Source organism: Curtobacterium sp. L1-20 (assembly GCF_048755855.1).
Lineage (GTDB): Bacteria > Actinomycetota > Actinomycetes > Actinomycetales > Microbacteriaceae > Curtobacterium.
Genome location: NZ_CP151473.1, coordinates 2,752,320 through 2,777,156 on the forward strand (window position 1 = coordinate 2,752,320; position 24,837 = coordinate 2,777,156).

At 71.6% G+C, this 24,837-nt stretch carries 26 protein-coding genes; 3 read left to right on the top strand and 23 right to left on the bottom strand.

Annotated features, from left to right (window positions below; translation table 11 throughout):
* Positions 1 to 30 precede the first annotated feature (30 nt).
* Both AAEP86_RS14405 and AAEP86_RS14410 read right to left on the bottom strand, forming a co-directional pair.
* Positions 31 to 1,029: a tetratricopeptide repeat protein gene (locus AAEP86_RS14405; protein WP_420367996.1), complete on the bottom strand. Its 999-nt coding sequence runs from the start codon at positions 1,027 to 1,029 to the stop codon at positions 31 to 33.
* Positions 1,026 to 2,762 (bottom strand): hypothetical protein, encoded by a 1,737-nt coding sequence (locus AAEP86_RS14410; RefSeq protein WP_420367997.1) that lies wholly within the window; start codon positions 2,760 to 2,762, stop codon positions 1,026 to 1,028. The genes AAEP86_RS14405 and AAEP86_RS14410 overlap by 4 nt, the downstream gene beginning before the upstream one ends.
* Positions 2,763 to 2,944: 182 nt before the next feature.
* Between AAEP86_RS14410 and AAEP86_RS14415 the strand changes: the two genes are divergently transcribed.
* A complete protein-coding gene (locus tag AAEP86_RS14415) occupies positions 2,945 to 4,774 on the top strand; it encodes a hypothetical protein (protein ID WP_420367998.1) in 1,830 nt (609 codons plus the stop codon).
* A gap of 105 nt (positions 4,775 to 4,879) precedes the next feature.
* Here the strand turns inward: AAEP86_RS14415 and AAEP86_RS14420 are convergent, their stop codons facing one another.
* The 10 genes from AAEP86_RS14420 to AAEP86_RS14465 all read right to left on the bottom strand — a co-directional run bounded on the left by AAEP86_RS14420 (position 4,880) and on the right by AAEP86_RS14465 (position 13,705).
* Positions 4,880 to 5,635, bottom strand: coding sequence for an alpha/beta hydrolase (locus AAEP86_RS14420; protein WP_420367999.1), 756 nt, complete (start codon positions 5,633 to 5,635; stop codon positions 4,880 to 4,882).
* Positions 5,632 to 5,937 (bottom strand): hypothetical protein, encoded by a 306-nt coding sequence (locus AAEP86_RS14425; protein ID WP_420368000.1) that lies wholly within the window; start codon positions 5,935 to 5,937, stop codon positions 5,632 to 5,634. The genes AAEP86_RS14420 and AAEP86_RS14425 overlap by 4 nt, the downstream gene beginning before the upstream one ends.
* A gap of 12 nt (positions 5,938 to 5,949) precedes the next feature.
* A complete protein-coding gene (locus tag AAEP86_RS14430; RefSeq protein ID WP_420368001.1) occupies positions 5,950 to 6,906 on the bottom strand; it encodes a transglycosylase SLT domain-containing protein in 957 nt (318 codons plus the stop codon).
* Positions 6,907 to 6,966: 60 nt separating this feature from the next.
* On the bottom strand, positions 6,967 to 7,515 hold the full coding sequence (locus AAEP86_RS14435) for a DivIVA domain-containing protein (RefSeq protein ID WP_420368002.1): 549 nt from the start codon (positions 7,513 to 7,515) through the stop codon (positions 6,967 to 6,969).
* Positions 7,516 to 7,604: 89 nt separating this feature from the next.
* Positions 7,605 to 8,600: a phosphatidate cytidylyltransferase gene (locus AAEP86_RS14440; protein ID WP_420368003.1), complete on the bottom strand. Its 996-nt coding sequence runs from the start codon at positions 8,598 to 8,600 to the stop codon at positions 7,605 to 7,607.
* Entirely contained in the window at positions 8,600 to 9,154 is a 555-nt protein-coding gene (gene frr, locus AAEP86_RS14445) for a ribosome recycling factor (protein ID WP_079236320.1), read from the bottom strand. The genes AAEP86_RS14440 and frr overlap by 1 nt, the downstream gene beginning before the upstream one ends.
* A gap of 47 nt (positions 9,155 to 9,201) precedes the next feature.
* Positions 9,202 to 9,921 carry a UMP kinase gene (gene pyrH, locus AAEP86_RS14450; RefSeq protein ID WP_420368004.1) on the bottom strand — a complete coding sequence of 240 codons (720 nt, stop codon included), beginning with the start codon at positions 9,919 to 9,921 and terminating at the stop codon, positions 9,202 to 9,204.
* A 198-nt stretch (positions 9,922 to 10,119) separates the two neighbouring features.
* Complete coding sequence (gene tsf / locus AAEP86_RS14455; protein WP_420368005.1) at positions 10,120 to 10,947, bottom strand: translation elongation factor Ts; 828 nt, start codon at positions 10,945 to 10,947, stop codon at positions 10,120 to 10,122.
* Between the two features lie 81 nt (positions 10,948 to 11,028).
* A complete protein-coding gene (gene rpsB / locus AAEP86_RS14460; RefSeq protein ID WP_420368006.1) occupies positions 11,029 to 11,955 on the bottom strand; it encodes a 30S ribosomal protein S2 in 927 nt (308 codons plus the stop codon).
* A 310-nt stretch (positions 11,956 to 12,265) separates the two neighbouring features.
* Positions 12,266 to 13,705 carry a sugar porter family MFS transporter gene (locus tag AAEP86_RS14465; protein WP_420368007.1) on the bottom strand — a complete coding sequence of 480 codons (1,440 nt, stop codon included), beginning with the start codon at positions 13,703 to 13,705 and terminating at the stop codon, positions 12,266 to 12,268.
* Positions 13,706 to 14,025: 320 nt separating this feature from the next.
* Here AAEP86_RS14465 and AAEP86_RS14470 point away from each other — a divergent pair, with 320 nt between their 5' ends.
* Complete coding sequence (locus AAEP86_RS14470; protein ID WP_420368008.1) at positions 14,026 to 14,733, top strand: peptidoglycan DD-metalloendopeptidase family protein; 708 nt, start codon at positions 14,026 to 14,028, stop codon at positions 14,731 to 14,733.
* A gap of 248 nt (positions 14,734 to 14,981) precedes the next feature.
* Here the strand turns inward: AAEP86_RS14470 and AAEP86_RS14475 are convergent, their stop codons facing one another.
* The 9 genes from AAEP86_RS14475 to rplS form a co-directional block, all read right to left on the bottom strand.
* On the bottom strand, positions 14,982 to 15,914 hold the full coding sequence (locus tag AAEP86_RS14475) for a tyrosine recombinase XerC (RefSeq protein ID WP_420368009.1): 933 nt from the start codon (positions 15,912 to 15,914) through the stop codon (positions 14,982 to 14,984).
* Positions 15,915 to 16,077: 163 nt separating this feature from the next.
* Positions 16,078 to 17,349, bottom strand: a complete 1,272-nt coding sequence (dprA, locus tag AAEP86_RS14480) for a DNA-processing protein DprA (protein WP_420368010.1) — start codon at positions 17,347 to 17,349, stop codon at positions 16,078 to 16,080.
* Positions 17,346 to 18,872 carry a YifB family Mg chelatase-like AAA ATPase gene (locus AAEP86_RS14485; RefSeq protein WP_420368011.1) on the bottom strand — a complete coding sequence of 509 codons (1,527 nt, stop codon included), beginning with the start codon at positions 18,870 to 18,872 and terminating at the stop codon, positions 17,346 to 17,348. Before AAEP86_RS14485 ends, dprA begins: the two co-directional genes overlap by 4 nt.
* Positions 18,869 to 19,237 (bottom strand): YraN family protein, encoded by a 369-nt coding sequence (locus tag AAEP86_RS14490; RefSeq protein WP_420368012.1) that lies wholly within the window; start codon positions 19,235 to 19,237, stop codon positions 18,869 to 18,871. Before AAEP86_RS14490 ends, AAEP86_RS14485 begins: the two co-directional genes overlap by 4 nt.
* A gap of 153 nt (positions 19,238 to 19,390) precedes the next feature.
* The gene (locus tag AAEP86_RS14495; protein ID WP_420368013.1) at positions 19,391 to 19,744 is read right to left on the bottom strand and encodes a histone-like nucleoid-structuring protein Lsr2; all 354 of its coding nucleotides are present in this window, start codon (positions 19,742 to 19,744) and stop codon (positions 19,391 to 19,393) included.
* A 106-nt stretch (positions 19,745 to 19,850) separates the two neighbouring features.
* Positions 19,851 to 20,174: a DUF2469 family protein gene (locus tag AAEP86_RS14500; protein ID WP_070419101.1), complete on the bottom strand. Its 324-nt coding sequence runs from the start codon at positions 20,172 to 20,174 to the stop codon at positions 19,851 to 19,853.
* A 71-nt stretch (positions 20,175 to 20,245) separates the two neighbouring features.
* Positions 20,246 to 20,953, bottom strand: a complete 708-nt coding sequence (locus AAEP86_RS14505; RefSeq protein WP_420368014.1) for a ribonuclease HII — start codon at positions 20,951 to 20,953, stop codon at positions 20,246 to 20,248.
* Positions 20,950 to 21,693, bottom strand: coding sequence for a signal peptidase I (lepB, locus tag AAEP86_RS14510; RefSeq protein ID WP_420368015.1), 744 nt, complete (start codon positions 21,691 to 21,693; stop codon positions 20,950 to 20,952). The genes AAEP86_RS14505 and lepB overlap by 4 nt, the downstream gene beginning before the upstream one ends.
* Positions 21,694 to 21,901: 208 nt before the next feature.
* Positions 21,902 to 22,258, bottom strand: a complete 357-nt coding sequence (rplS, locus tag AAEP86_RS14515; protein ID WP_022905818.1) for a 50S ribosomal protein L19 — start codon at positions 22,256 to 22,258, stop codon at positions 21,902 to 21,904.
* Positions 22,259 to 22,462: 204 nt separating this feature from the next.
* On the opposite strand from rplS, the gene map reads away from it, so the two are divergent.
* Positions 22,463 to 23,254, top strand: a complete 792-nt coding sequence (gene map / locus AAEP86_RS14520; RefSeq protein WP_420368016.1) for a type I methionyl aminopeptidase — start codon at positions 22,463 to 22,465, stop codon at positions 23,252 to 23,254.
* Positions 23,255 to 23,595: 341 nt separating this feature from the next.
* Here the strand turns inward: map and trmD are convergent, their stop codons facing one another.
* A complete protein-coding gene (trmD, locus tag AAEP86_RS14525; protein ID WP_420368017.1) occupies positions 23,596 to 24,285 on the bottom strand; it encodes a tRNA (guanosine(37)-N1)-methyltransferase TrmD in 690 nt (229 codons plus the stop codon).
* Positions 24,286 to 24,290: 5 nt separating this feature from the next.
* Positions 24,291 to 24,836: a ribosome maturation factor RimM gene (gene rimM / locus AAEP86_RS14530; protein WP_420368018.1), complete on the bottom strand. Its 546-nt coding sequence runs from the start codon at positions 24,834 to 24,836 to the stop codon at positions 24,291 to 24,293.
* Position 24,837: the final 1 nt, after the last annotated feature.

Consider the following 24,837-nt stretch of genomic DNA (forward strand, 5'->3'; position numbering starts at 1 on the left):
TGGTGTGACGCTGCTGCGCGAGCGCTCGCGCTAGTAGAGGGCGCTCGCCAGTCGACGACGGGCCGCGACGACCCGCGGGTCGTCCGAGCCGATCAGCTCGAAGTACTCGACAAGCCGCACGCGCAGTGCCTCGCGCTCGTCGCCGAACACGGTCGGGACGAGGTCGAGCAGTCGCCCGAACGCGTCCTCCACGTGGCCGCCGGACACGTCGAGGTCGGCCACGGCGAGCTGCGCGGACACGTCCGACGGGCCTGCGGCGGCAGCGGCGCGGATGTCGTCCGCCGTGTGCCCCTGCAGCCGGTCGAGGAGCGAGACCTGCGCGAGACCGGCGACGGCCATCTGGTCGTGCGGGTCCTGCGCGATGGCCGTCCGGTACTCCTGGATGGCCGTGGCGTAGTCGCCCTGCTCGATCGCGTCGTACGCCGCCTGGTGGTGCGGCGGCAGGGGCTCCGGCTCCGGCTCGCCCTGCTCCACGGCGTCCGGTGCTGCCGCGCCGTCGACCGTGACCCGACCGGAGACGCCGTTCTGCTCGGCCGCGGCGAGCACCTGCTCGAAGACGTCGCGGACCTGTGCCTCGGGGAGTGCACCCACGAACAGCCCGAGCGGGCGTCCGCCGATGAGGGCCGCGACGGTGGGGATCGACTGCGCCTGGAACGCCTGCACGAGCTGCGGGTTCGTGTCCGCGTCCACCTTGGCGAGGACGACGCGACCGTCGTACTCGGCGGTCAGCTGCTCGAGGATCGGCGAGAGCTGCTTGCACGGGCCGCACCACTCGGCCCAGATGTCGACGATCACCGGGACGACCGTGGACAGCTGGAGGACGTCCTGGAAGGACTGGTCCGTGACGTCGAGGACGAGCGAGGGGACGGTCAGGTCGGCGCCGGTCTCACCGCCGGGAGCGGTCGGTGCCGCCGCGCTGCCGGCTGGACCGGTCGGGGACGGCTGCTGCGGCCGCTGCGCGCGGTCGACCAGGGACGACAGGTCGACGGCTCCGCGGAGACCGGACGGGGTCGGGGGGACGTTGGTCATTGCACCTCACTCGCTGCTGTCAGGCCCTGCGTGAACCCGAGCAGGACCACCTTGTCATCGCTGCCCACCGGGGGCACGTAGAAGAGCAGCTGGACGCCGTACGTGGCGCTGATGCCCTTCGTGCTGGAGTCGACACCGGACAGCGCCTGGACCGCGCCCTGGGTGTTGACCTCGGCGCCCGCGGCGACCGGGGTCACCTTCTCGATCTCGTTGAGCTCGGCGGACACGAGCGCGCCCGCGCCGTCGGTGGCGATCGCCGTCGTGCTGTCGCTCGGGACCTCGGACGAGTACTCGATCTTCGCGGTCTTCGGGATCGTCGTGGCCTTCTTGTCCTTGTAGGCCTTGCCGATCGTGGAGCGGAGCCCGTCACCGTCCGTCTGGAACATCGACGCGTACGTGCTGTCCTTGTCCTTCGACAAGATGTCGCCGTAGACGCGGCCGATCTGGTCCGGGGCGATGGACAGCAGCTTGGTGTTCGGTGCGAGCACCGCGGCGCCGATCGACGTCGGAGCGAGGCTCGGGATCTTCGCGGCGGCCTCGAGCGAGACGTCGTACGCGACCTTGTAGTCGTCTCGGGCGGAGTCCTGGACGAGCGTCAACGCCTGCGGGGCGGACTTGGCGTCGCAGTCCTCGGCGACGACGGCGAACACGGTCCGCGGCCACGAGTCGGTCTGCTGCGGGAGTGCCACGCACACCTGCTCGGCGGAGATCGCCGGCGGTGCCTCGGCCTTGGGGTCCTTGCCGCGGATCGTGTAGTTCGCCTCGCGGAGTTCGAGCGCTGCACCGGTGAAGCGACCGCGGACCAGGCGGGTGTCGCGCGTCGCGTCGGCCTGCTTCGCGACCGCGGCGACCCGGTCGACGATGCGGCTGATCTGCTGCTTGGTCGCAGCGGTCGGTTCGGACTGGGTGGCGGCGCCGGTCGCGGTGGCGGTCGGCGTGGGCGTCGCGCCCGACGCGCCCTGGGGCCAGTAGTCGGCGGAGCACCCGGCGAGGCCGAGCGCGCCGACGAGCAGCACGGGGACGGCGACGAACGCCCGTCGCCCGCGGCGGCCGCGTGCGGGCACCTGTGCGCCGGCGGCAGCGGCCCGGCGTGAGGCGCGGACGCGTGGCGGGCGGGACCCACCGCTGCGGCGGCGCGGACCGCGACCGCGGCGCTGGTGCACGAAGGCCCAGACGAGCAGCACGAGGCCGCCGACGAGGAACACGCCGCCGGCGACGAGCAGGGGTCCGACGGTCGGCGTCGCGGTGTCGCGCGGCCACGTCACGGAGACGTCGCGCGGCGCGGCGGACGTGCCGTCGCCGGTGATGATCACGGAGACGTCCTTCGGCAGGCGCACGGTGAACTGGTTGGCACCGTCGTACTCCTGGTACCAGAGGTCGCTGCCCGCGGGGTCCGGCACGGTGGACTCGCTGCCCGTCGTCCGGCCGACGAGTCGGGCCTTCTCGGCGTCGAAGCGCAGCGTCGTGTGCTTCGCGTCCCCCACCCACGCGTCGACGTCACTCGACTTGCCGTAGGCGGCGAAGACCTTGCCCGGACCGGAGACGTTGATGCGCTGGTAGCCGGGGTTCGCGTTGAGGGTCGAGCCCGGGATGACCGTCACCGGTGCCGAGCCCCCCGAGGACGAGGAGGCGACGAGCGACGACGGTGGCTCGAACACCGTCCGCTGCCCGACCGCGAGCGCGACGAGCAGCAGACCGATGACGAAACTGACGATCGCCAGGACGAATCGCACGGATCTTCTCCCTACCGCGCCGGGGTGGGGGTGACGGCGCGCGAATCAGCGCCCCAGGATAGCGAGCGAGCCTGGACGGCGCATCCCCCACCGCTGTCGGCGGTCACAGCACGGCGTCCTGACCCGACAGTACAATCGTGCCCGGGCCGGAGCGGCCCTCCGCCGACCCCCAGGAGCGACACGTGGCGAACGACGAGGCCGAGTTCGGGACCGAGCTGCGCGGGTACCGCCGCGACGACGTGGACCGTGCGCTGAACGACCTGCGACGCGAGCTCATCAAGTCGAACAACGACCGTGCCGACGCCGCGAAGGAGATCCGTCTCCTGCAGTCCCGCGTCTCCGAGCTGCAGGGCGAGCTCGACGAGGCCGGCACGCCGACGTACAGCGGGCTCGGCACCCGCCTCGAATCCACGCTCCGCGTCGCGGAGGAACAGTCCACCCGGCTCATCAGCCAGGCCGACATCGACGCGCAGCGCCTCCGGGCGTCCAGCCGCGCCGAGGCCGAACGCACCGTGCGCGAGGCGCGCGAGGAAGCGCGCGACACCCTCGAGGACGCCCGCACCCGCGCCACCGACGAGCTCACGCGTGCCCGTGCCGAGTCGGCGGACACCGTCGAGCGCGCCCGGTCCGAGGCCGGCCTGCTCGTGCAGGACGCCCGGAACGAGGCCGCCGCCGTCCGCGGCGCCGCACTGACCGAGGCGGCGGAGGTCCGCTCCGTCGCGATCCGCGAGACCGACGCCCTCCGTGCCCGGGTCGAGCACGAGGTCGCGGAGCTGCGCGAGTCGGTCCGGCGCGAGTCGGCCGACGCCCGCCAGGCCGCAGCGGACCTCGACCGCGAGACCGAGCACCGCCGCACCGTCTTCGAGGCGGACCACACCCGTCGGCTGACGGACCTCGACACCGAGGAACGCACCCGCCGCGACGCCCTCGAGCGCGAGGTGACCGAGGCCCGCGCCGCCTGGCACCGCGAACGCGAGGAGCAGCAGCAGGCACACGCCCTCGCCCTCGAGACCGAGCGCGCCGACCTCGCCGCCGAGGTCGACCGTCGCCGTGCCGAGCTCGAGACCGAGCTGGCCGACCGCCGACGGGTCCTCGACGAGGAGCTCGCCGCCGCACGGGCCGAGTGGGACCGCGAGCTGGCCGGTGCACGCACCGCCCTCGCCCAGGAGGTCGAGGCCGCCCGGGCGCAGCTCCGCGTCGACGAGGAGCAGACCCGCACCGAGAACGAGCGACTCGTGCAGGAGACCAGCGCCCGCATCGCCCGCGAGCTGGACGAGCACGCCGCACGCATCGAACGCGAGCGCGCCGAGGCCGACGCCGAGGCCGAACGGGCCGCGCGCGGACACGAGAACGAGCTGGCCGTCCGCCGCGAACGCGAGCACGCCGAGGTCGACACCGAGATCGCCGAGCGCCGGAGCGCCGAACTGGGCGCACTCGAAGCCGAGCGGACCGCGCTCCGTCAGGAGATCGACACGGCACGCGCCGACCTCGCGAAGGAACGCGACGAGGTCCGGGCCGAGATCGAACGCGACCGCGAGGACGCCCGCACCGCGCTCGAGTCGGAGCTCGCCGCGCGGCGCGACGACGCCGAACAGGACTACCTCCAGAAGCACCACGAGACCGTCACCGAGACCCAGCGGTACCTCGACGAGGCCAACCTGCAGCTGGCCGAGGCGACGCGTCGGGCGACCGAGGCCCGGGAGCGCGCGGAGCGGCTCCAGCAGGAAGCGGACGACCTCGAGCGGTCGAGCACCGCGGACGCGCAGCAGCACGCGCGCACGATCATCGCCGACGCGCAGGAGCGCGTGCACCGGATGGTCGCCGACGCCGAGGCGCGCACCGCGGCGGTGGTCGCCGAGTCCGAGGACCGGCTGTCGGCCATCCGCACCGAGCGGGACGCCGTCGCCGGGTACCTCGAGAACCTGCGCGGTGTGCTGACCCACGCGACCGGGCTCCTCGGGACGCCGTCGGACGGCACCGGGTCCGACGACGAGGACGCCGCCGCGCGCTGACGGCTCCCGTCCACGCGCTGACGGCGCCCGTCCGCGCGCTTGCCGCGCCGGTCTGGAGGCGCAGCCCGGGTCCTCGGGACGGCGCGCCTGCCGGGGTGGCCGGCGCTAGGCCGACGGCTGCGGGACGTGCGTCGGCAGTGGCGCGCTGCCCGGCACGACCAGGTCGGCGACGGCGTCGAGCACTGTGCGGACGTACCGTTCACCGACCCAGAGGTGCTTGGCGCCGTCGACGGGGACGACGCGGACGTTCGGCGCCACGGCGAAGCGGCGGGCTGCCTCGTCGGGCTGCAGGAAGTCGTCGTGCTCCGGGACGAGGGCGACGACCGGCACCGGCGCGGCGGACCACCCGGCCAGCTCGGCGTCGGAGGTCCGGTGCAGCGGCGGTGACAGCAGGACGACACCCGCGACGTGTCCGGCCGCCACGTGCTCGAGCGCGTGCTTGAGGATGACCTCCGTGCCGAACGACCACCCGACGAGCCACGGCGTCGGCAGCCCGCGGTCGACCACCTCAGCGACGGCCGCGCGGAGGTCGAACCCCTCGGAGACGCCGTCGCCGAACACGCCCTCCGAGGTCCCTCGGGGCGAGGTCACCGACCGGAAGTTGAAGCGGAGCACCGCGATGTCCGCGAGGGCCGGCAGCCGAGCCGCGGCCTTCTTCAGCACGTGCGAGTCCATGAACCCGTGCGCGGTGGGCAGGGGGTGCAGGGTGACGATCGTGCCTCGGGCCGGACGGTCCAGCGGCTCGGCGAGCTCCCCGACCAGCGTCAGGTGGTCGTCCGTCACGAGCTCGATGTCGGTCCGACGCGCCGGGAGCTCCGTGTTGGATCGGATCTCGGTGCCGACGGCGTCCTCGGTGCTCATGCGATGCTCCAGCAGTGGTTGTGCCAGTGGCGGCGCGATGCCAGGTCCGCGTCGTCGCCGAGGACCCCGTCCGCACGCCACACGACGACGTGGGCGACGCCGGGCATCACCGTCCCGCCGCACCCGGGGCAGACGTACTCCTTCTGCGCCGATGCGGCCGAGATCGGCTGCACGAGGTACTCACGCCCTCGTCGCACCTCGGTGCGCTTCCACGAGCTCATCAGCCGGTCGAGGCCCGGTGGCTCCTCTTCCGGACCGAAGACACGACCGCGCGGACGCCGCGGCCGGTTGCTGCGCGGCATCCGTGCTGCCGATCAGTACCAGTTGAAGGACTGGCTGTGTCCCCATGCGCCGCACGGGGTGCCGTAGACGCCCGAGATGTAGTTCAGTCCCCAGGTGATCTGCGTCGCCGGGTTCGTCTGCCAGTCGGCGCCGGCCGTGGCCATCTTGCTGCCGGGGAGGGCCTGCGGGATGCCGTAGGCGCCGCTCGGGTTGTACGCGTTCACGCGCCAGCCCGACTCCTTGTTCCACAGGGAGACGAGGCAGTTGTACTGGTCGGCGCCCCAGCCGCGGGCGGTGACCAGCTGCTGCGCGATCGCCTGGGCGCTGCCCGGGTCCGGTGTGGCCGCTGCGGCTGCGAGCGTGTTCGACGCACTGACCGGCTTCGCGGTCGAGGTCGACGAGGTCGCATCGGCCGTCGGCGTCTCGGTCTTGGGCTTCGGCACGACCTTCGGCTTCGGCAGGGTGACCCCGTAGCCGTCGCGCGTCACGTCGAAGGCCGCGTAGGTGCCGTGCGCGGTGTACTGCTGCGGCTCCGCGGGCGCCTTGACGAGCACGGGCGCCGAGACGGCGGCCTGGGCCACGTCCGGCTGCATCGGATTGAACAGCGAGCCGCCGACGAACCCGAACACCGCGAAGAAGGACAGCGCCGGGATCGTGGCGCGCTTACGCATGAAGGTGTTGACGCCGCGGATCGCGGTCGGCTTCGACGGAGCCGCGACCGCACGCGGCCGACGCTGCCTGACGATGCGCGGGTCCGGCGTGGTCGCCGGACGGGCGGCGGACGACACGCGGTTCGCCGCGACGGACTTGGGGGCGCTGGCCGGGGCGGTCGGCACCGATGCCGTCACCACCGGAGGGTTCGCCGGGAGGACCGAGTTCTCCGCCGTGCGGGTTCGGTTCAGTGCCGCGCGGCGCTCACCGGCGGCCGTGAGGCCGAGGTGCTCGCGGGTATCGCGGTCGGAGCTGCTGTCTGCCGTGTGCCTGCCCATGAGTTCGACCAGGATAACGGAACGATCACGGAAAGCGAAGCATCCGCGACCAGCGCGTCGTCACCGGACAGCGAGCATGACCTCGACGACGGCGTCGAGGAGGGCGTCGACCTGCGACTCGCGGTAGCCGCCGTGCTTCGGACGGAAGACGACCGACCGGACCTCGGTGAGGCTCAGCGGCTTGCCCTCGCGGAAGTAGCCACCCAGACGCTTCGCGAAGTCGTCGACGTCCTTCGGGTGGTAGCCGGTGCCGAGGAAGCTCACCCGGCTGAAGCGCTGGCCGTCCGGACGCTCGAGGCGGGCCACCACGTCCGACGCCTTCGCGCGGGCCTCGGCGTACCAGGCCTTCTGCCCGACGTCCGCGATCTCCCGCTCGCGCTCTCGTGCGGCGAACGCGTCCTCGAGGCGTTCGAGGGCCGCGTCGACGTGGGCGGTCGAGTAGCCGCCCTTCCGCATCGAGAACGCGGTCGCACGGATCTTCGCCGCCTCGATCCCCGGCGCGCTGTCGTTCGCCGTGTAGGCACGACGCGCGTCCTCGAGGAAGCGCTCGACCTCGTCGACGTCGTATCCGAGGGCGGAGCGGTCTGCGTTCGGGAAGGTGGTGGCCACGGCGACATTCTGCCAGGACCGGACCCGGGTGTGACCTGGACGCGCGGAGTGCTGGTCGCTCGGGCCGGAGGGTCTCCCCCGTCAGGGCCTCAGTGGTTGACGATCAGGTACAGCACGTACGCGACCGCGGCCGACGGCAGGATGCTGTCGATCCGGTCGAGCAGACCGCCGTGCCCGGGCAGGAACGACGAGATGTCCTTGATGCCGAGGTCGCGCTTGATCATCGACTCGGTCAGGTCGCCGAGCGTGGCCGACCCGGAGATGAGGACGCCGAGGACGACCCCGGTCCACCAGGGCAGGCCGAGCATGAGCCAGCTGACGACGATCCCCACGATGATGCTCGCCGCGACCGAACCCGCGAAGCCCTCCCAGGTCTTCTTCGGGCTGATCCGCGGCGCCATCGGGTGCTTGCCGAAGTTGAGGCCCGTCGCGTAGGCACCGGTGTCGACCGCGACCACCACGAGGATGAACGCGATCACCCAGAGCTTGCCGTCGGGCTGCGCGGACAGGAGCACGACGCACGCGCCGAGGAGCGTGATGTACGCCTGCACGAACAGCCCGTTCGTCAGGTCGCGCACCACGTGGCCCACGGGGGGCTTCTGCTTCGCGACGGCGACCTCGACGAGGCGCCACAGGCTGATCAGGACGATGCCGCCGAGCAACGTGAAGAGCGCTGCGATCTGGCCGCCGAGGAAGGCCGCCGGCACCACGCCGACCGCCACCGCCACGCTGGGGATGCGCGGGACGTCACGGCCGGCGAACCGCATCGCACTCGCGAGCTCGTAGACGCCGACGCCGAGCAGGAACGCGGCGACGACCATGAAGGACGGCGTCCAGATGAGCAGCGACGCCAGCATCACCACGGCGAACGCGAGGGCGATGCCGATCGCTGCGGGCAGGTTGCGGCCCGTGCGCGCCGTCAGTGCCTCGTTCCGCGCGCCGAGATCGGCCTTCCGCTGCCGGAGCTGCGCCTCGAAGTCGGTGCGGGCAGCTCGTGCCCGCGCGTCGAAGTCCTGGCGCAGCCCCTTGGCGGAACGCTTCTGTGCTGTGGGGCGGTCGTCGCCGCCCAGGTCTGGGCGGGGCATCAGACCTCGAGGAGTTCGGCTTCCTTCTTCTTCAGCGCGTCGTCGATCTGGTCGACGTGCTTCTTCGTCAGGGCCTCGAGGTCCTTGTCGCCACGCGAGATCTCGTCGTCGGAGATCTCACCCTTCAGCGCGTCGAGGTCGTCCTTCGCGCGACGGCGGATGTTGCGGATGACGACCTTGTGGTCCTCGCCCTTGCTCCGGACGAGCTTCACGAACTCCTTGCGGCGGTCCTGCGTGAGCTCCGGGATCGTGACGCGCACGATCTCGCCGTCGTTCGACGGGCTGGCGCCGAGGTTCGGGAACGTGGCGATCGCGCGCTCGATCTCCTTGAGCGCCGACTTGTCGTACGGCGTCACGATGAGCGTGCGGGCCTCGGGCGTCTGCAGCGACGCGAGCTGCGCGAGCGGCGTCGGCGTGCCGTAGTACTCGACCGGGATCTTCTGGAAGAGCGCGGCGTTGATGCGGCCGGTTCGGACGGTCGAGAAGTCGTCCTTGGCGACCTCCACGGCCTTCGCCATCTTCTCGGTGGCTTCGGTCAGGACATCACTGATCACGGTGGTTCTCCTTCGGTACTGGCGTCGAGTCTAGTCAGCGGCCGGGGTCAGTTGCTGACCACCGTGCCGATGCGCTCGCCCCGGATCGCCGCTGCGACGTTCCCGTCACCCTCCATGCCGAAGACGTGCATCGGCATGCCGTTGTCCATGCAGAGCGAGAACGCGGTGGCGTCGACCACCTTGAGGCCCTTGAGGAGTGCGTCCTGGTAGGTCACGTGGTGCAGCTTCTCGGCGGTCGCGTCCTTCTTCGGGTCCGCGGTGTAGACGCCGTCGACGCCGTTCTTCGCCACGAGGACCTCCTGTGCGTCGATCTCGAGCGCACGCTGCGCCGCGACCGTGTCGGTGGAGAAGTACGGCAGGCCGGCGCCGGCACCGAAGATGACGATGCGGCCCTTCTCGAGGTGGCGCTCGGCACGCCGCGGGATGTACGGCTCCGCGACCTGGGTCATGCTGATCGCCGACTGCACGCGCGTCGCGGCGCCGGCCTGCTCGAGGAAGTCCTGCAGGGCGAGGGCGTTCATCACGGTCCCGAGCATGCCCATGTAGTCCGCGCGGCCGCGGTCCATGCCACGCTGCGAGAGCTCCGCTCCGCGGAAGAAGTTGCCGCCGCCGACGACGATGGCGACCTCGACCTCCTGCGCGGCGGCCGCGATCTCCTTCGCGATGGTGCTGATCACGTCCGGGTTGACCCCGAGCGAGCCGGCGCCGAAGGCCTCCCCCGACAGCTTCAGCAGGACTCGGCGGCGTCCGGTCTTCTCGTTCGTCATGGTGTCCTGGCCCTTCGTCGGATGTCTCGTGGGAATCTACCGGCCGCAGCCGGTCCGGCCCAGGCGGGTCGCGCCTCCAGGCCGGTGCCACGCGCTGGCGCGCGGCGTGTCGCAGTGGTGGGCACCTGCGTGTCACGTGCCCCTGCGCGCGAAAACGGGGCCAGGAACCGGTTGGTTCCTGACCCCGTCACGGGTTCGTTACGCGCCGACCTTGACGCGGGCGAAGCCCTGGATGGTGATGCCGGCGTTCTCGGCGGCCTTCGCGACGGACATCTTGTTGTCCTTCGCGTAGTCCTGCTCGAGGAGCGCGACCTGCTTGCGGTAGGCGTTGAGGCGACCCTCGACGATCTTCGGCAGGGCGGCCTCGGGCTTGCCCTCCTCGCGCGTGATCGCCTCGACGGTCGCGCGCTCCTTCTCGATCGCCTCGGCCGGGATCTCGTCGCGGTTGAGGTACGTCGGGTTGGCGAACGCGACGTGCTGCGCGATCGAACGCGCCTCGGCGGCGTCGGAGCCCGAGTAGGCGATGACGACGGCGATCTGCGGCGGGAGGTCCTGGCTGGTCTTGTGCAGGTAGACCTCGAAGTTCTCGCCCTCGACACGGGTGACCGTGCGGAGCTCGAGCTTCTCGCCGAGCGCGGCGGCGTTCTCGTCGATGACCTCGGCGACGGTCTTGCCCTCGAGCGGCGCGGCGTTGCCCGCAGCGACGTCGGCGGCACCGGCGGCGGCGACCGCGGCGACGACCTTGTCCGCGAGCGAGGTGAAGCGCTCGTTCTTCGCGACGAAGTCGGTCTCACTGGCGAGCTCGACGACCGTGGCGGCGCCGTTCTCGGTGCTCGCGACGACGACGCCCTCGGAGGTGGCGCGGTCGTCGCGCTTGGCGACGGCCTTCGCGCCCTTGATGCGGAGGAGCTCGACGGCCTTGTCGTAGTCGCCGTCGGCCTCGACGAGGGCGTTCTTGGCGTCCATCATGCCGGCCCCGAGGTCCTCACGGAGCTTCTTCACGTCAGCAAGGCTGTAGTTGGCCATTGACTGGAGTCCTTTCTGGACTGTGTGTTCGAACGAGAGAGAGGAGGGGCGCCGAGCCGATCGGCCCGACGCCCCCGGTGGTCACTCGGCGGGGGTGGTCTCCGCTGCGGCCTCGGCCTCGGCCGTGGGCTCGGCGTTCTTCGCGTCGTCGGCGATCGGCTCGCCGATCTCCTTGGCGGCGACCTGCGCGTCGGCGTCGTTCTCCTCGACGGTGGCACCCTCGGGTGCAGCGTCGGCGGACGGCGTCGCGGACTCGCCACCGAGGAGCTCCTGCTCCCACTCGGCGAGGGGCTCGCTGGCCGCGTCGTCGTCGCCACCGTTGTGGCGGGTCTTCAGGCCCTCGGCCGCGGCGTCGGCGACGATGCGGGTGAGGAGGCCGACGGAACGGATCGCGTCGTCGTTGCCCGGGATCGGGTAGGTGATCTCGTCCGGGTCGCAGTTGGTGTCGAGGATGCCGATGATCGGGATACCGAGCTTCTGCGCCTCGTCGACGGCGAGGTGCTCCTTCTTGGTGTCGACGATCCAGAGCGCGCTCGGGGTCCGCGTGAGGTTGCGGATACCACCGAGGGTCTTGTGGAGCTTGTCCAGCTCGCGCTTCTTGATGAGGAGCTCCTTCTTGGTGAAGCCCTTCGTCGTGTCCTCGAAGTCGATCTCCTCGAGCTCCTTCATGCGCGCGAGGCGCTTGGAGACCGTCTGGAAGTTCGTGAGCAGACCGCCGAGCCAACGCTGGTTGACGTACGGCTGGCCGACGCGGGTCGCCTGCTCGGCGATGGAGCCCTGCGCCTGCTTCTTGGTGCCCACGAAGAGGATGGTGCCGCCGTGCGCGACCGTCTCCTTGACGAAGTCGTACGCACGGTCGATGAAGGCCAGCGACTGCTGCAGGTCGATGATGTGGATGCCCGAGCGCTCGGCGAGGATGAAGCGCTTCACCTTCGGGTTCCACCGACGGGTCTGGTGTCCGAAGTGGACGCCGCTGTCGAGCAGCTGGCGGATGGTGACGACGGCCATGCCGTCCCTCCTTGTTCTCGGCACGCGGCTGTTGGGCCGCGGGCACGGTTGCGGTTGTGTCGGTCACGACCCGGTGGTCGTGGCCCCTGGCGCCCTGTCCGCACAGCCGCCCGCTCGTCGGAGCGGGACCGGTGGCTGCGTGACGTGCTGTTCGGCACAGTGGACGCGCGAAGTCAGCGCGCACAGCGCGCTGCGGTGGCAATGCTAGCAGGTCCGCGGCGCACCGACAGTACGACGCGGAACGTCCAGGAGGCGCGGTGCGGGTCGGACCCGCACCGCGCCTCCTGGACGTGGTGACGCTGGTGCGTCGTTACTTCGCGGACACCGTCTCGCCCTCGGCGGTGATGCCCATCTCCTCGAGGGAGCGGCCCTTCGTCTCGGGGATCTTCGCGAGCACGAAGAAGAACGACAGCAGCGCGAACAGCGCGTAGATGCCGTAGGTCACGGTGAGGTTGAAGCCGGAGAGCACCGGGAAGGTGATCGTGACCACGAAGTTGGCGATCCAGTTCGCCGCCGAACCCACGCCGAGGGCGGTGGCGCGGATGCGGTTCGGGAACATCTCGCCGAGGAGCACCCACATGAGCGGGCCCCACGTCGCACCGAACGAGACGACGAACAGGTTGGCGAAGATCAACGCGATGATGCCCCAGGCGCCGGGCAGGCTCGGCGCACCGTCGACGATGGTCGCCTGCGAGAACGAGATCGCGACCATGAGCAGCGACACGAACATGCCCGCGGACCCCGCGGTGAGCAGCGGCTTCCGGCCGAGCTTGTCGACCGAGAAGATCGCGATGAAGGTGACGGCGACGTTCACCACGGAGGTGATGGTCGAGATGAGGAACGAGTCGCTCTCCTTGAAGCCGACGGCCTGCCAGAGCGTCGTCGAGTAGTAGAAGATGACGTTGATGCCGACGAACTGCTGGAGCACGGCGAGGATGATGCCGACCCAGACGATCGGCTGGAGGCCGAAGCGGTTGCCCCGGATGGAGCCCTTCTTCTCGTTGGCCTCCTTCTTGATGCCGTCCTGGATCTCCTCGAGGCTGGTGTTCACGGTGTCGCGCGGGACGATCTTGCCCATGACCTCACGAGCGTCCTCGCTCCGGCCCTTCGTGAGCAGGTAGCGCGGCGACTCCGGCAGCGTGATCGCGAGGATCCCGTAGACGATCGACGGCACGACGCCGACGAGGAACATCCAGCGCCAGGCCGGGAGCCCCCACACCTCGGCGGAGGCGCTGCCCGCGGTGACGGCGAAGAGCTGGTCGGAGAGCAGGGCGGCGAAGATACCGAGGGTGATCGCGAGCTGCTGGAACGAGGCCAGCCGACCGCGGATGGCCTTCGGCGAGACCTCGGAGATGTAGGCCGGCGCGATGACCGACGCAGTCCCGATGCCGAGACCGCCGACCAGACGCCAGATCACGAGGTCCCACGTCGCGAACGCGAACGCCGACCCGATCGAGCTCACGAAGAACAGGACGGCCGCCCAGAACATGATCCGGGTGCGGCCGAACCGGTCCGCCAGGCGGCCGGCGAAGAAGGCGCCGAACGCACAGCCGATCAGGGCCGACGCGACCGCGAAGCCGCTGGCGGCCTCGGACAGGCCGAACTCGCCCTTGATGGCGTCGACCGCTCCGTTGATGACGGACGAGTCGAATCCGAAGAGGAAGCCACCGACCGCTGCCGCGATGGCGAACAGCGTGACCTTCCCCTTGAACGCACGGTCTTCGCCGTGCTGCGTGGTCGCGTTCGACACGATGCTCCTGGGTTCTGCCGCCGTGCTGCTGTGGGCACGGTGCCCCGGCGGTCGGCTGGTTCGCCGTCCGAGCGGCGTTGCGTGTTCCGGAGCGCCCCAGACTGTACTCCCCGATCGGGGGGCGGGTGCAATCGGGGGGCGGGTGCGATCGGGGGTGGGCGGTGGCGCCGACCCGGAGCGACATCGTCGACGTCGTACGACAGCGGTGTTGTCGCTCCGGGTCGTTCTGCTGTTCCTCCACAGGCCGGGAGGCGCCACCCGGCGCCCACAGATCGGCTTCCGCCCGCTGCGTCTCGGCTCCAGCGCGGGAGGCTCGCCTCGTGCGATCCTCCCGTTCCTGTCGGCGCCCGCGCCGGCCCGGTCTCGTCGTCCGGGCGCTCGTCGTCCGGGCACTCGTCGTCCGGGCGCTCGTCGGCGCGGCACTCGTCGTCCAGGCGCTCGTCGGCGGGTCGCTCGTCGGGAGTGCGGTCCTGCCGCTGGGTCCCGGCGTGGCGTCGTCGGGGGTGTCGGCACCGGCAACGGGCTCTGGCTCCAGGTCGGGGAACGGCGCAGCGGCCGGGTCGGCGGTGGTCGCCGAGCCGGTGGTGCGTGGCCGGAGGGACGGGGCCGCCCCGTGGGTGTGGCCGAGCGGCACGGGGGTGGTCGGACGCCCGTGGGAGGAGCCACCGGACGACTACTCCGCCGGACACCGGGGCATCGACGTCCCGGCCGCTCTCGGGACCCCGGTCGTCGCGGTGGACGACGGCGTCGTGGCCTTCGCCGGTCCGGTCGGAGGGCGTCAGGTCGTGACGATCGACCACGGCGACGGACTGGTGAGCACACTCGACTCCGTCGTCCCCGCCGTCAGGGCGGGCGATGCGGTCGAGCAGGGCGACGAGGTGGGCACCGTGTCGGTCGGGCACTGCGCGGCGACCGATCCGTGTCTGCACCTCGGCGCCCGGGTCGACGACCGGTACGTCGACCCGACGCCCTGGCTGCCGGCTGCCGAGTGGCCGGTGTTGCTGCCCGAGAGCGCCTGGCCCGGCTGACGCGTGCGGGACGGTCCGGCCGAGCCGATGAGGCCACCGCCGCCGAACCGGCCGTCGGTGCCCGGACGGCCGTCGGTACCCGGGCAACCGTCGTCGCCTGAACGGCAGTCGAAGCCAGCAGTCCGCAAGGGGCGGCCGTCGGCGGCCGGAGGGCGGTCGGTACCCGGGCAGCGTCTGCGCCTGAACGGCAGTCGGAGCCCGGTCTGCAGTCGCCACGGGGGCAGCCTTCGGCCCGGCGCGGCGAGCGCTCAGGCTCGGGGGTGCGCAGTCCGGTACACCTCGCGCAGCCGCGCCGACGAGACGTGCGTGTAGATCTGCGTCGTCCCCAAGCTCGCGTGCCCGAGGAGTTCCTGCACCGCACGGAGGTCCGCTCCCCCGTCCAGCAAGTGCGTCGCAGCGGTGTGCCGGAACGTGTGCGGCCCGCTCGGACCCTCGCCCGGCAGGTCCTGCAACAGCTGCGCCACGATGCGGTACGCCCCGCGGACGCCGAGCCGCGCGCCCCGGTCACCCAGGAACAGCGCCCGGTCGTCGGGTTGCGCTGCGCGAGCCGCGATGGCCGGCCGACCGCGCTCCAGCCACGCCTCCAGGGCGTCGTTCGCGGGGACCCCGAACGGCACGACGCGCTCGCGACCGCCCTTGCCGAGCACGCGGACGGTCAGGCGCCCGCGATCGACGTCGACCACGTCGATCCCGACGAGTTCGCTCACGCGGATTGCCGCGGCGTAGAGAAGCTCGACGACGGCGAGGTCCCGCAGCGCCACCGGATCGTCCGCGGCCGCACGGCCCGCGAGCCCGTCGAGGATCGAGCGCACCTGGTCCGACGACACCACCCGCGGCAGGTGCGCGGCGCCCTTCGGCGCCCGGAGCCGCACACCGGGGTCGACGTCGACCACGCCGGTCTCGCTCGCCCACCGCGTGAACGCCCGCACCGAGGACGACCGTCGCGCGATCGTCGACCGGGCGAGACCGCGGTGGTCCGCGTCCCACAGCCAGTCGCGGAGGAGTTCCAGCCCGAGCTCGTCGACCGCGTCGACACCACGCTCGGCACCGAACGCGACCAGCTGCTCGAGGTCGTTGGCGTAGGCGCGGACCGTCTGCTCGCTGAGGCCGCGCGCGTTCCGGGCGTGGGACAGGAAGGCCTCCACCGCCACCGCCAGTCGCGCGTCCGTCTGCTCCGCCACGGCCCCAGCGTAGGCGCGGCAACCTGCCGCTCCACCCGCGCCGCACCGGGTGCGACTCCCCCGTACGACGCCGGCCCGATCACCGTCGGCACCGGGCCGGTCACCGGCGGCACCGGCTCGGTCACCGTCGGCACCGGGCCGGTCACCGGCGGCACCGGCTCGGTCACCGTCGGCACCACCCGTCGGCCAGCGGCACGACGAGCCCCTCGAGCTGCGCGAGCGCGAGGGCGTCGGCCGCGTCGTCGACGGACAGGCCACTCCGGCGCGCGATCTCCTCGACGGGCAACGGCCGCCGGTCGACCGCGTCGAGTGCCCGCCGGACGTGCGGGTCGGCGGCGGTGTCGAGACCGGTGCCGCCGGTCCGCACCCCCGGCCCCGGCGGCGTACCGGCGTCGGGACGGAGTGCGGCGATCGGGTCCGCTGGGTGCACCACGATCTGCGCGGTACCGTCCGCGATGAGCCGGTGGCAGCCGACCGAGGCGGCCGAGGCGAACGCGCCGGGCACGGCGAACACGGGCCGTCCGAGGTGCATGGCGTGGTGTGCGGTGTTCAACGCCCCGGACCGCGCTCCCGCCTCGACCACGACGGTCGCGCCGCCGATAGCTGCGATCAGTCGGTTGCGCGCCAGGAACCGCCACCGCGTCGGACGGGTGCCGGGCGGGGACTCCGAGAGCACCCGGCCGCGCCCGAGCACGTTGCGGAGCAGGGCGTTGTTGCCCGCCGGGTAGAACTGGTCGACACCGCCCGCGAGGACCGCCGTCGTCGGGGTGGCCGCCGCGACCGCCACCCGGTGCGCCACGGCGTCGATGCCGTACGCCCCGCCGGAGACGATCTCGATGCCGGCGTCCGCGGCGGTCGAGGCGATCTCGGCGGTCGCCTCCGCGCCCGCGACGGTGTTCGCACGACAGCCGACAATCGCGAGCGCACCGTCGCACCCCCGGACCGGGTCGGGCCGTTCCGACCGACTCCAGATCACGAGCGGTGCGTGCGGCCCGAGGTCCGCCAGCCCGTCGGGCCACTCGTCGTCGGTCGGCACCAGGAGCCGCGCCCCGACCGCGGCGCCGGCGGCCACGGCCGGATGGGGATCCGATGCGGCGGCCATGCGCGGCCGCCACCGTTCCAGGGCCTTCCGCACGCCGTCGACCACCCCGTCGACGCTGTCCGCGAAGGAGACGCCGAGGCCGAGCTGCTCCACGAGCGGGTCCGCCCCCGCGCGCACGGCCGTGCGCACCAGGTCGAACGCCCTGCGCGGACCACAGGCGGCGACGAGCTCGCCCGCGACCGAGTCCCCCGGCTCGACGAGCACGCTCCAGGACACCCGGGCGAGGACGTCCTCGGCAGGCGCGGGGGCGGTGCCGACGTCCTCCGGTCCACCGGAACGGTCACGCACCCGACGGAGTACCTCGAGGGTCGCCGGGGCCGGCGTCGTGGTCACAGGGCGCTCCGGAGCGCGAGTGCCGCGTGCACCTCGGCCACGCCCGGCCGCGGGACGTCGCCGAGGTCGGCCATCGTCCACGCCAACCGCATCACCCGGTCCCACCCGCGCATGGTGAGGGTGCCGTGGTCGAGCGCGCGGTCGAGTGACGCGGTCGCGCCCGTCTCGGCGCGACCGTCCGATCGGAGCCACGGTCCGGTCACCTCGGCGTTGCACGTCCACCCGGTCCCCCGGAGACGGTTCCGCATGCGTTCCCGGGCCGCGCGGACCCGGAGCGCCGCGTCCGCCGTCGTCGGCGCCGTGCCCTCGCCGGCCCGCATCGTCGCCGTCGTCACCCGCGGCACCGCGACGCGGATGTCGATGCGGTCGAGCAACGGCCCGGAGAGCCGTCCGAGGTACTTGCGCACGGTGGTCGGACTGCACGAACAGAGCGGACCACCGCGGGTCCCGGCGTTGCCGCACGGACACGGGTTGGCCGCGAGCACCACCTGGCACCGGGCGGGGAACTCGGCGCTGCCGACGCTGCGGTGGATCGTGATCCTGCCGGACTCCAGCGGCTGCCGGAGTGCGTCGAGCACGGCACGCGGGAACTCGGTGGCCTCGTCCAGGAACAGCACGCCGCGGGTCGCGCGGGACACCGCGCCGGGTCGGAGCAGCCCGGTCCCACCGCCGATGAGCGCCGTGGCGGACGACGAGTGGTGCGGGGCCTCCCACGGTGGACGGAGGCTCCACGACTGGTTGCCGAGCCCGCTCACGGAGCGGACGGCTGCGACCTCGAGCGCAGCTTCGGGGTCGAGGTCGGGCAGGAGTCCGGGGAGCCGCTCGGCGAGCATGGTCTTCCCCGCGCCGGGCGGTCCGAGCAGGAACACGTGGTGTCCGCCCGCGGCCGCGGCCACGACTGCGCGGACACCGACGGCGTTCCCGACGACGTCCGCCAGGTCGTGTACCGCGCGCTCGGGCTCGGGCACGGCGGGGGCCAGGACCGGCTCCGTCTCCACCGGGGGCAGGACGGCTCCGGCCGTGATCGCGCTCGCTCGGAGCGACGGGGTGCCGACGACCCGGACCCCCGGGACCACGAGGGCTTCCTCGAGGTTGCCGAACGGCACGACGACCGTGTCGAGTCCGGCGTCGCGGGCGGCGATCACCATCGGGATGACCCCAGGGACCGGGCGGACGCGGCCGTCGAGCCCGAGTTCCCCGATGTACGCCGTGTCACGACCGACCCCGGGCGCGACGCCCTCGGCCCCGAGGACGGCCATCGCGATCGCGAGGTCGAACCCGGAGCCCCGCTTCGGGATGGACGCGGGCGTGAGGTTCACGGTGATGCGACGTGCAGGCAATGGGCAGCCGGCGATCGCACTCGCCGACCGGACGCGCTCGCGGGCCTCGCCGAGTGCGGTGTCCGGCAGCCCGATGATGCTGAACCCGGGGAGCTGACTGGTGAGGTGCGCCTCGACCTCGATCACGCGGCCCTGCACACCGACGAGGGCGATGGCCGACGCACGGCCGATGTCCGTCGTCACAGCACACCCGCCAGGTGCTCGATCCCGACCCGGTCGCCGTCCACGTGCACGGCGACCGCATCGATCCGGATCGCCCTTGCCGACACCGCGGGGTGGGCGTCGAACCACGCCGGCACGAGCCGCCGCAACCGGCTCATCTTCGCGGCGGTGATCGCTTCGAACGGGTGTCCCGCCGACACGGCCGACCGGGTCTTCACCTCGACGAAGACGAGGGTGCACGACTGCCACGCGACGATGTCGATCTCGCCCCGTGCGCATCGCCAATTGCGTTCGACCACGCGGAATCCGCGTTCCGTCAGCCATTCGGCGGCACGGTCCTCGCCGAACCGTCCAAGACTGCCGTTCCGCAGCGGTGTTTGCTCCATGTCGTTGCCTCCGCTGCGAGGTTCGCGCAGACGCACCGGAATCACCGGTCGATCACCGGAGATTGTGGACGGGTGCTCCGGGATCGATTCCTGTGGAGGACAAAGCAAGAACCCGGGCGACCGTGGTCGCCCGGGTTCTCGCGTGGACCGTGATCAGTGCGCGGCCGCGTACGCTTCCTGCACCTGCGTGGAGATGCGGCCACGGGTCGAGACCTCGTATCCGTTGTCCTTGGCCCATTCGCGGATCTTGCCGAGTTCCTCGGAGTTGCCGCGCTTCGGCGCGGACTTCGGCGCGGAACCGGTGCTGCCGGAACGACGCCCGGAGACCTTGCGGGCGGCGGCGACGTAGTCGGAGATCGCTTCGCGGAACTTGTCGACGTTGTCGTCGGACAGGTCGATCTCGTAGGACGAACCGTCGAAGGCGAATTCGACCGTTCGGCCCTCGCCCGGGGTGATGGGCGAATCGTCGAGGTCGTCGACGAGCTGGACGGTGACCTTCTGTGCCATGGCGTGCTCCTGTATCGGGGGACGAAATCCCCACCACATTAGCGCGGGAATGCAATCCCGGTCACCCGCTGAGCGCGTTTCCCGCGAATTGCATCGAAATTGAAGATCACTCGTCGAGTGCGAGTTCCTTCGGGAGTTCGAGTTCCCGGGACGTCAGTTCCTCGACGTTCACGTCCTTGAAGGTCAGGACCCGGACGGATTTGACGAAACGATCGGAACGGTAGACGTCCCAGACCCAGACGTCGTTCATCGTCAATTCGAAGTAGAAATCGTGTTCGGTGTCCCGGCGCGCGAGTTCCACCTCGTTCGCCAGGTAGAACCGGCGCTCGGTCTCGACCACGTACCGGAACTGCGACACGACGTCGCGGTACTCGCGGTACAGGGCAAGTTCGACCTCGCGGTCGTAGTCGTCGAATTCGTCGTCATCCATCGCGTCCACAGTCTACGGCGACCGACGTCAGCCGCGACACAACGGCGACCGAGGCGGCCGCACGACCCCGGTCAGCCCGCGAGCGCGTCCAGCTCGGCGAACCCGTCCAGGGCCACGCTCGACGCCTGGTGCAGCCAGCTCTTCCGGTGCAGCGCGTGTGCGCCGACCGCGCGGATCGCGTCGTAGTGCGCCGTGGAGCCGTACCCCTTGTTCGACGCCCAGGCGTAGTGCGGCGCCTCGTCGTGGGCGGCCGTCATGAGGGCGTCGCGCGCGACCTTGGCGACGACGGACGCGGCCGCCACCGATGCGCAGTCACGGTCGGCCTTGACCCGGACGACGACCTCGAGCGGGTCCGACGGCGTCCGCAGTGTGACGGGGACGGCTCGCGTCAGCCAGTCGAACGAACCGTCCAGCACGACCACGGCGCCGTCGAGCGACAGGCCCTCGTCGACGAGGGTCCGCAGCGCTGACGCCCCGGCCTGCCCGAGCGCCGGTACGATCCCCTGTTCGTCCACGACGGACGCCGACGCCATGCCCACGGCGGTCCGGGTCCACCGTCGGACGACCGGGTCGAGGGCCTCGCGCCGTGCGGCGGTGAGGAGCTTCGAGTCGGCGAGGCCCTGGGGCACGCGCCCGACGTCCACGGTCACGGCGGCGACGCCGACCGCGACGGGTCCGGCGATCGCGCCGCGACCGACCTCGTCCATGCCGATCACGGTGAGACGCCCCGACCCGAGGAGCTTCTTCTCGACCCGCAGCGACGGACGGACGGCGGTCACTTGTCGCGCTCCTCCACGCCGTCGAAGACGTCGGGGTAGTCGTTGAGCCACGTCCAGCGGCTCGACGGCCACGAGATCACGAACGCCCGTCCGGTCACGTCGGAGAGCGGGACGAAGCCCTTCGAGGGGGTGTCCCCGTTGTACCGGGAGTCCCGCGAGTTGTTGCGGTTGTCGCCCATCACCCAGATGGTGCCCTTCGGCACGGTGACGGAGAAGTCCTTCGCCGACGCGGGGGCGCCCGCGGGCAGCTTGAGGTAGGGCTCCTTGATGGGGACCCCGTTCACCGACATCTGGCCGAGGTCGTTGCAGCACGACACCTTGTCGCCCGGCAGTCCGATGACACGCTTGATGAGGTGGTCGTCGCTGTCCCCGGTGCCCAGGCCGACCTGTGTCAGGAGCCAGTCGATCGCCTTCGCCGGCTGGGTGTCCGGCGTGAGGTTCGGGACCTCGGTGCCGGTCAGCCACCCGCCCGGGTCCTTGAACACGACGACGTCGCCGCGCTTCAGAGAGACCACGTTCGGGACGAGTTCGTTGACGATCACCCGGTCGTTGATCTGCAGCGTGTTCTCCATCGACCCGGAGGGGATGTAGAACGAGCGGATCAGGAACGTCTTGACGAGGAACGAGACGAGCAGCGCCGCGAGGAAGATGATGACGAGGTCGCGGATGAAGGTGAGGACACCGTTCCGCTTCTTCTCGACACGGGGCCGGCGCCCGGTTTCGTCAGTCGTGTCCGTCATTTCCGCTCTCGTTCACACACGACGGCTCCGCACCGCGGACCCGTCATCCATATCGGACCCGCACCGCGGATCCGCGACCCACGAGGGCTCCGCACCGCGGACCCGGCAGGAGTCGCCACAACAGGAAGACCCCCCGTCGATGCACAACCGTACATGGACGAGGGGCCGACAGCGGCGTCCGGCTCGCGGACGCTCACTGTGAAGGCGATCAGGAGTCGCGCTTCTCCTTGATCTTGCGACGGGCGGCCTTGCCGCGGAGTTCGCGGAGGTAGTAGAGCTTCGCACGACGGACGTCACCCTTGGTGACGATCTCGATGTGGTCGATGATCGGCGAGTGCACCGGGAACCAGCGCTCGACACCGACCTGGAAGCTCACCTTGCGGACCTTGAAGGTCTCGCCGAGGCCGTGACCCTGGCGGCCGATGACGACGCCCTGGAACACCTGGACACGCGAGCGCGTGCCTTCGATGATGTTGACGTGCACCTTGATGGTGTCGCCGGGGCGGAAGTCCGGGACGTCGGTACGCAGCGACGCTGCGTCGACGTGGTCGAGGAGCTGGCTCATGATTGGGTCACTCTCTGCGGACGCGCACGGGTCGCCGCGGATCGGTTTCGGTAAGTGGTGGTGTGCCCGGTGTCGGCGACTCCCCCGTGGCAGAGTCCTGCCAGGGCACGGCTACCCATCTTGCCACAGCGGACGCCGGTCGCCAAACGCGAGCAGCACCCCGCTCGTGCGGACGGACGGAGCCGGACACGCGAGGATGGACGCATGATCGAACTCCGCACCCCCGCCGAGCTGGACGGACTCCGCGTCGCCGGCCGGTTCGTGGCCGACGTCCTCGACGAACTCCTCGAGACCGTCGACGTGGGCGTCAACCTGCTCGACCTCGACCGCGTCGCCGCTCGGATGATCGCCGCCCGTGGGGCCGAGAGCTGCTACGTCGACTACCACCCGTCGTTCGGCAAGTCCCCCTTCGGCAAGAACCTGTGCACCTCGGTGAACGACGCCGCCCTGCACGGGCTGCCCCACGACTACGCACTCGTCGACGGCGACCTCGTCAGCCTGGACTTCGCGGCGAGTGTCGACGGATGGGTGGCCGACTCCGCGGTGACGGTGCAGGTGGGCACGGCACGCGAGGAGGACCAGACGCTGATCGCGACCGTCGAACGTGCACTCGCCGCGGGTATCGAGCAGTTCCGGCCCGGCAACAAGCTGGGGGACGTCTCGTACGCGATCGGTCGCGTCGCGAAGGACGCCGGCCACGACGTGAACCTGCAGTTCGGCGGGCACGGTGTCGGGCGAACGATGCACGGCGACCCGCACGTGCCGAACGACGGTCGTCCCGGTCGGGGGCTGAAGCTGCGCCCCGGGCTCGTCGTCGCGATCGAGCCGTGGCTCATGCAGGGCACCGACGAGCTCTACCAGGACGCCGACGGGTGGACGCTCAAGAGCGTCGACGGTTCCCGCGCGGCGCACGTGGAGCACACGGTGGCCGTCACCGAGACGGGCCCCGAGGTGCTGACCCTGCGTCGCGCCCAGCGCACCGCGTCGGCCGCCTGACGGACCGGCGCGGATCGCGCAGGGATGACGCGCCAGCGGCACGCGGGCCACGCCGAGGCGACCGCCTGACGGTCGGGAGGCGCGGTGCGGGCCCGCCCCGCGCCTCCCGTCCGCCGCGCATCGCCACCACCCCGCGGAAGCGACAGATCCCGTGTGTCCCGCCGCGACAGGACCGGCAGGACGACAGGCTGCCGCGGGCTTCCGGCGGCACCCTGTCGCTTTCGCGGAACGCGCGAAACGACGGAACGCGCGAAACGACGGAACGCTCAGAACGCGCCGAACGATCGGAAGGCACGGCGCGCGCGGAAGGGCCGACAGCCGCCCGCCGAGAACGGCCCGCGCTAGTCGTCCGGCAGCAGGTCCGGCCGGACGCGCCGCGTCCGCTCCACCTGCTGCTCGTGCCGCCACGCACCGACCCGTGCGTGGTGCCCGCTGAGCAGCACGTCCGGCACGTCGAGACCGCGCCACGAAGCCGGCTTCGTGTACGAAGGGTACTCGAGCAGCCCGTCCTCGTGGGACTCCTCGATCAGCGACTCGGGGTTGCCGACGACGCCGGGCACCAGGCGCCCCACGGCCTCGATCATCGCCATGGCCGCGACCTCGCCGCCGTTCAGCACGTAGTCGCCCAGGGACAGCTCGACGACGTGCGCGTGCTCAGACGCCCACTCGAAGACGCGGGCGTCGATGCCCTCGTAGCGTCCGCAGGCGAAGACCAGGTGCGGTTCGACCGCGAGCGACCGCGCGATCGACTGCGTGAACGGGGTCCCCGCCGGCGTCGGGACGACGAGGGTCGACGAGCCGTCGGGGCGGAACACGGCGGAGAGCGCCTGCGCCCACGGCTCGGGCTTCATGACCATGCCGGCACCGCCGCCGTACGGGGTGTCGTCGACGGTCCGGTGCCGGTCCGTGGTCCACGAGCGGAGGTCGTGCACGTGCAGGTCGAGGATCCCGTCCTGACGGGCCTTGCCGAGCAGGGACACGTCCAGCACGGAGAAGAACTCCGGGAAGATCGTGACGATGTCGATGCGCACGGGCGCTAGTCCGTGACCGTCTCGGGGCGCGAGGTGTCCTCGGGCTCCTCGAAGAGCCCGGTCGGCGGTGTCACGGTGACGGTGCCGGCCTCGATGTCGACCGCGGGCACGATCGCCGCGACGAACGGCACGAGGACCTCGCCGCGGGACGGGGTGTCGACCGCGAGCAGGTCCTGCGCGGGCAGGTGGTCGACGCGGGCGACGGTACCGACCTCGACGCCGTCGCGGAGGACGCGGAGCCCGACCAGCTGGTGGTCGTACCAGGCGTCGTCCTCGCCGGTCTCGGCGTCGGCGTCCTGCTCGACCCAGAGGATCGCGCGTGCGAGGGTCTCGGCGGCGGTCCGGTCACCGATGCCCTCGAAGAAGGCCACGGGGTGGCCGTTGTACCAGCGCAGCTCGTCGAGCGCGATGGTCTTCCCGGCCCACGGGGAGTCCTCGGGGACCTGGAGCGTGAAGACGGCTCCTGGCGTGAACCGACGATCCGGGTCGTCGGTGTAGAGCTCGAGCTTGATGCCGCCCTTGAGCCCGTGCGCCTTCGTGATGCGACCCACC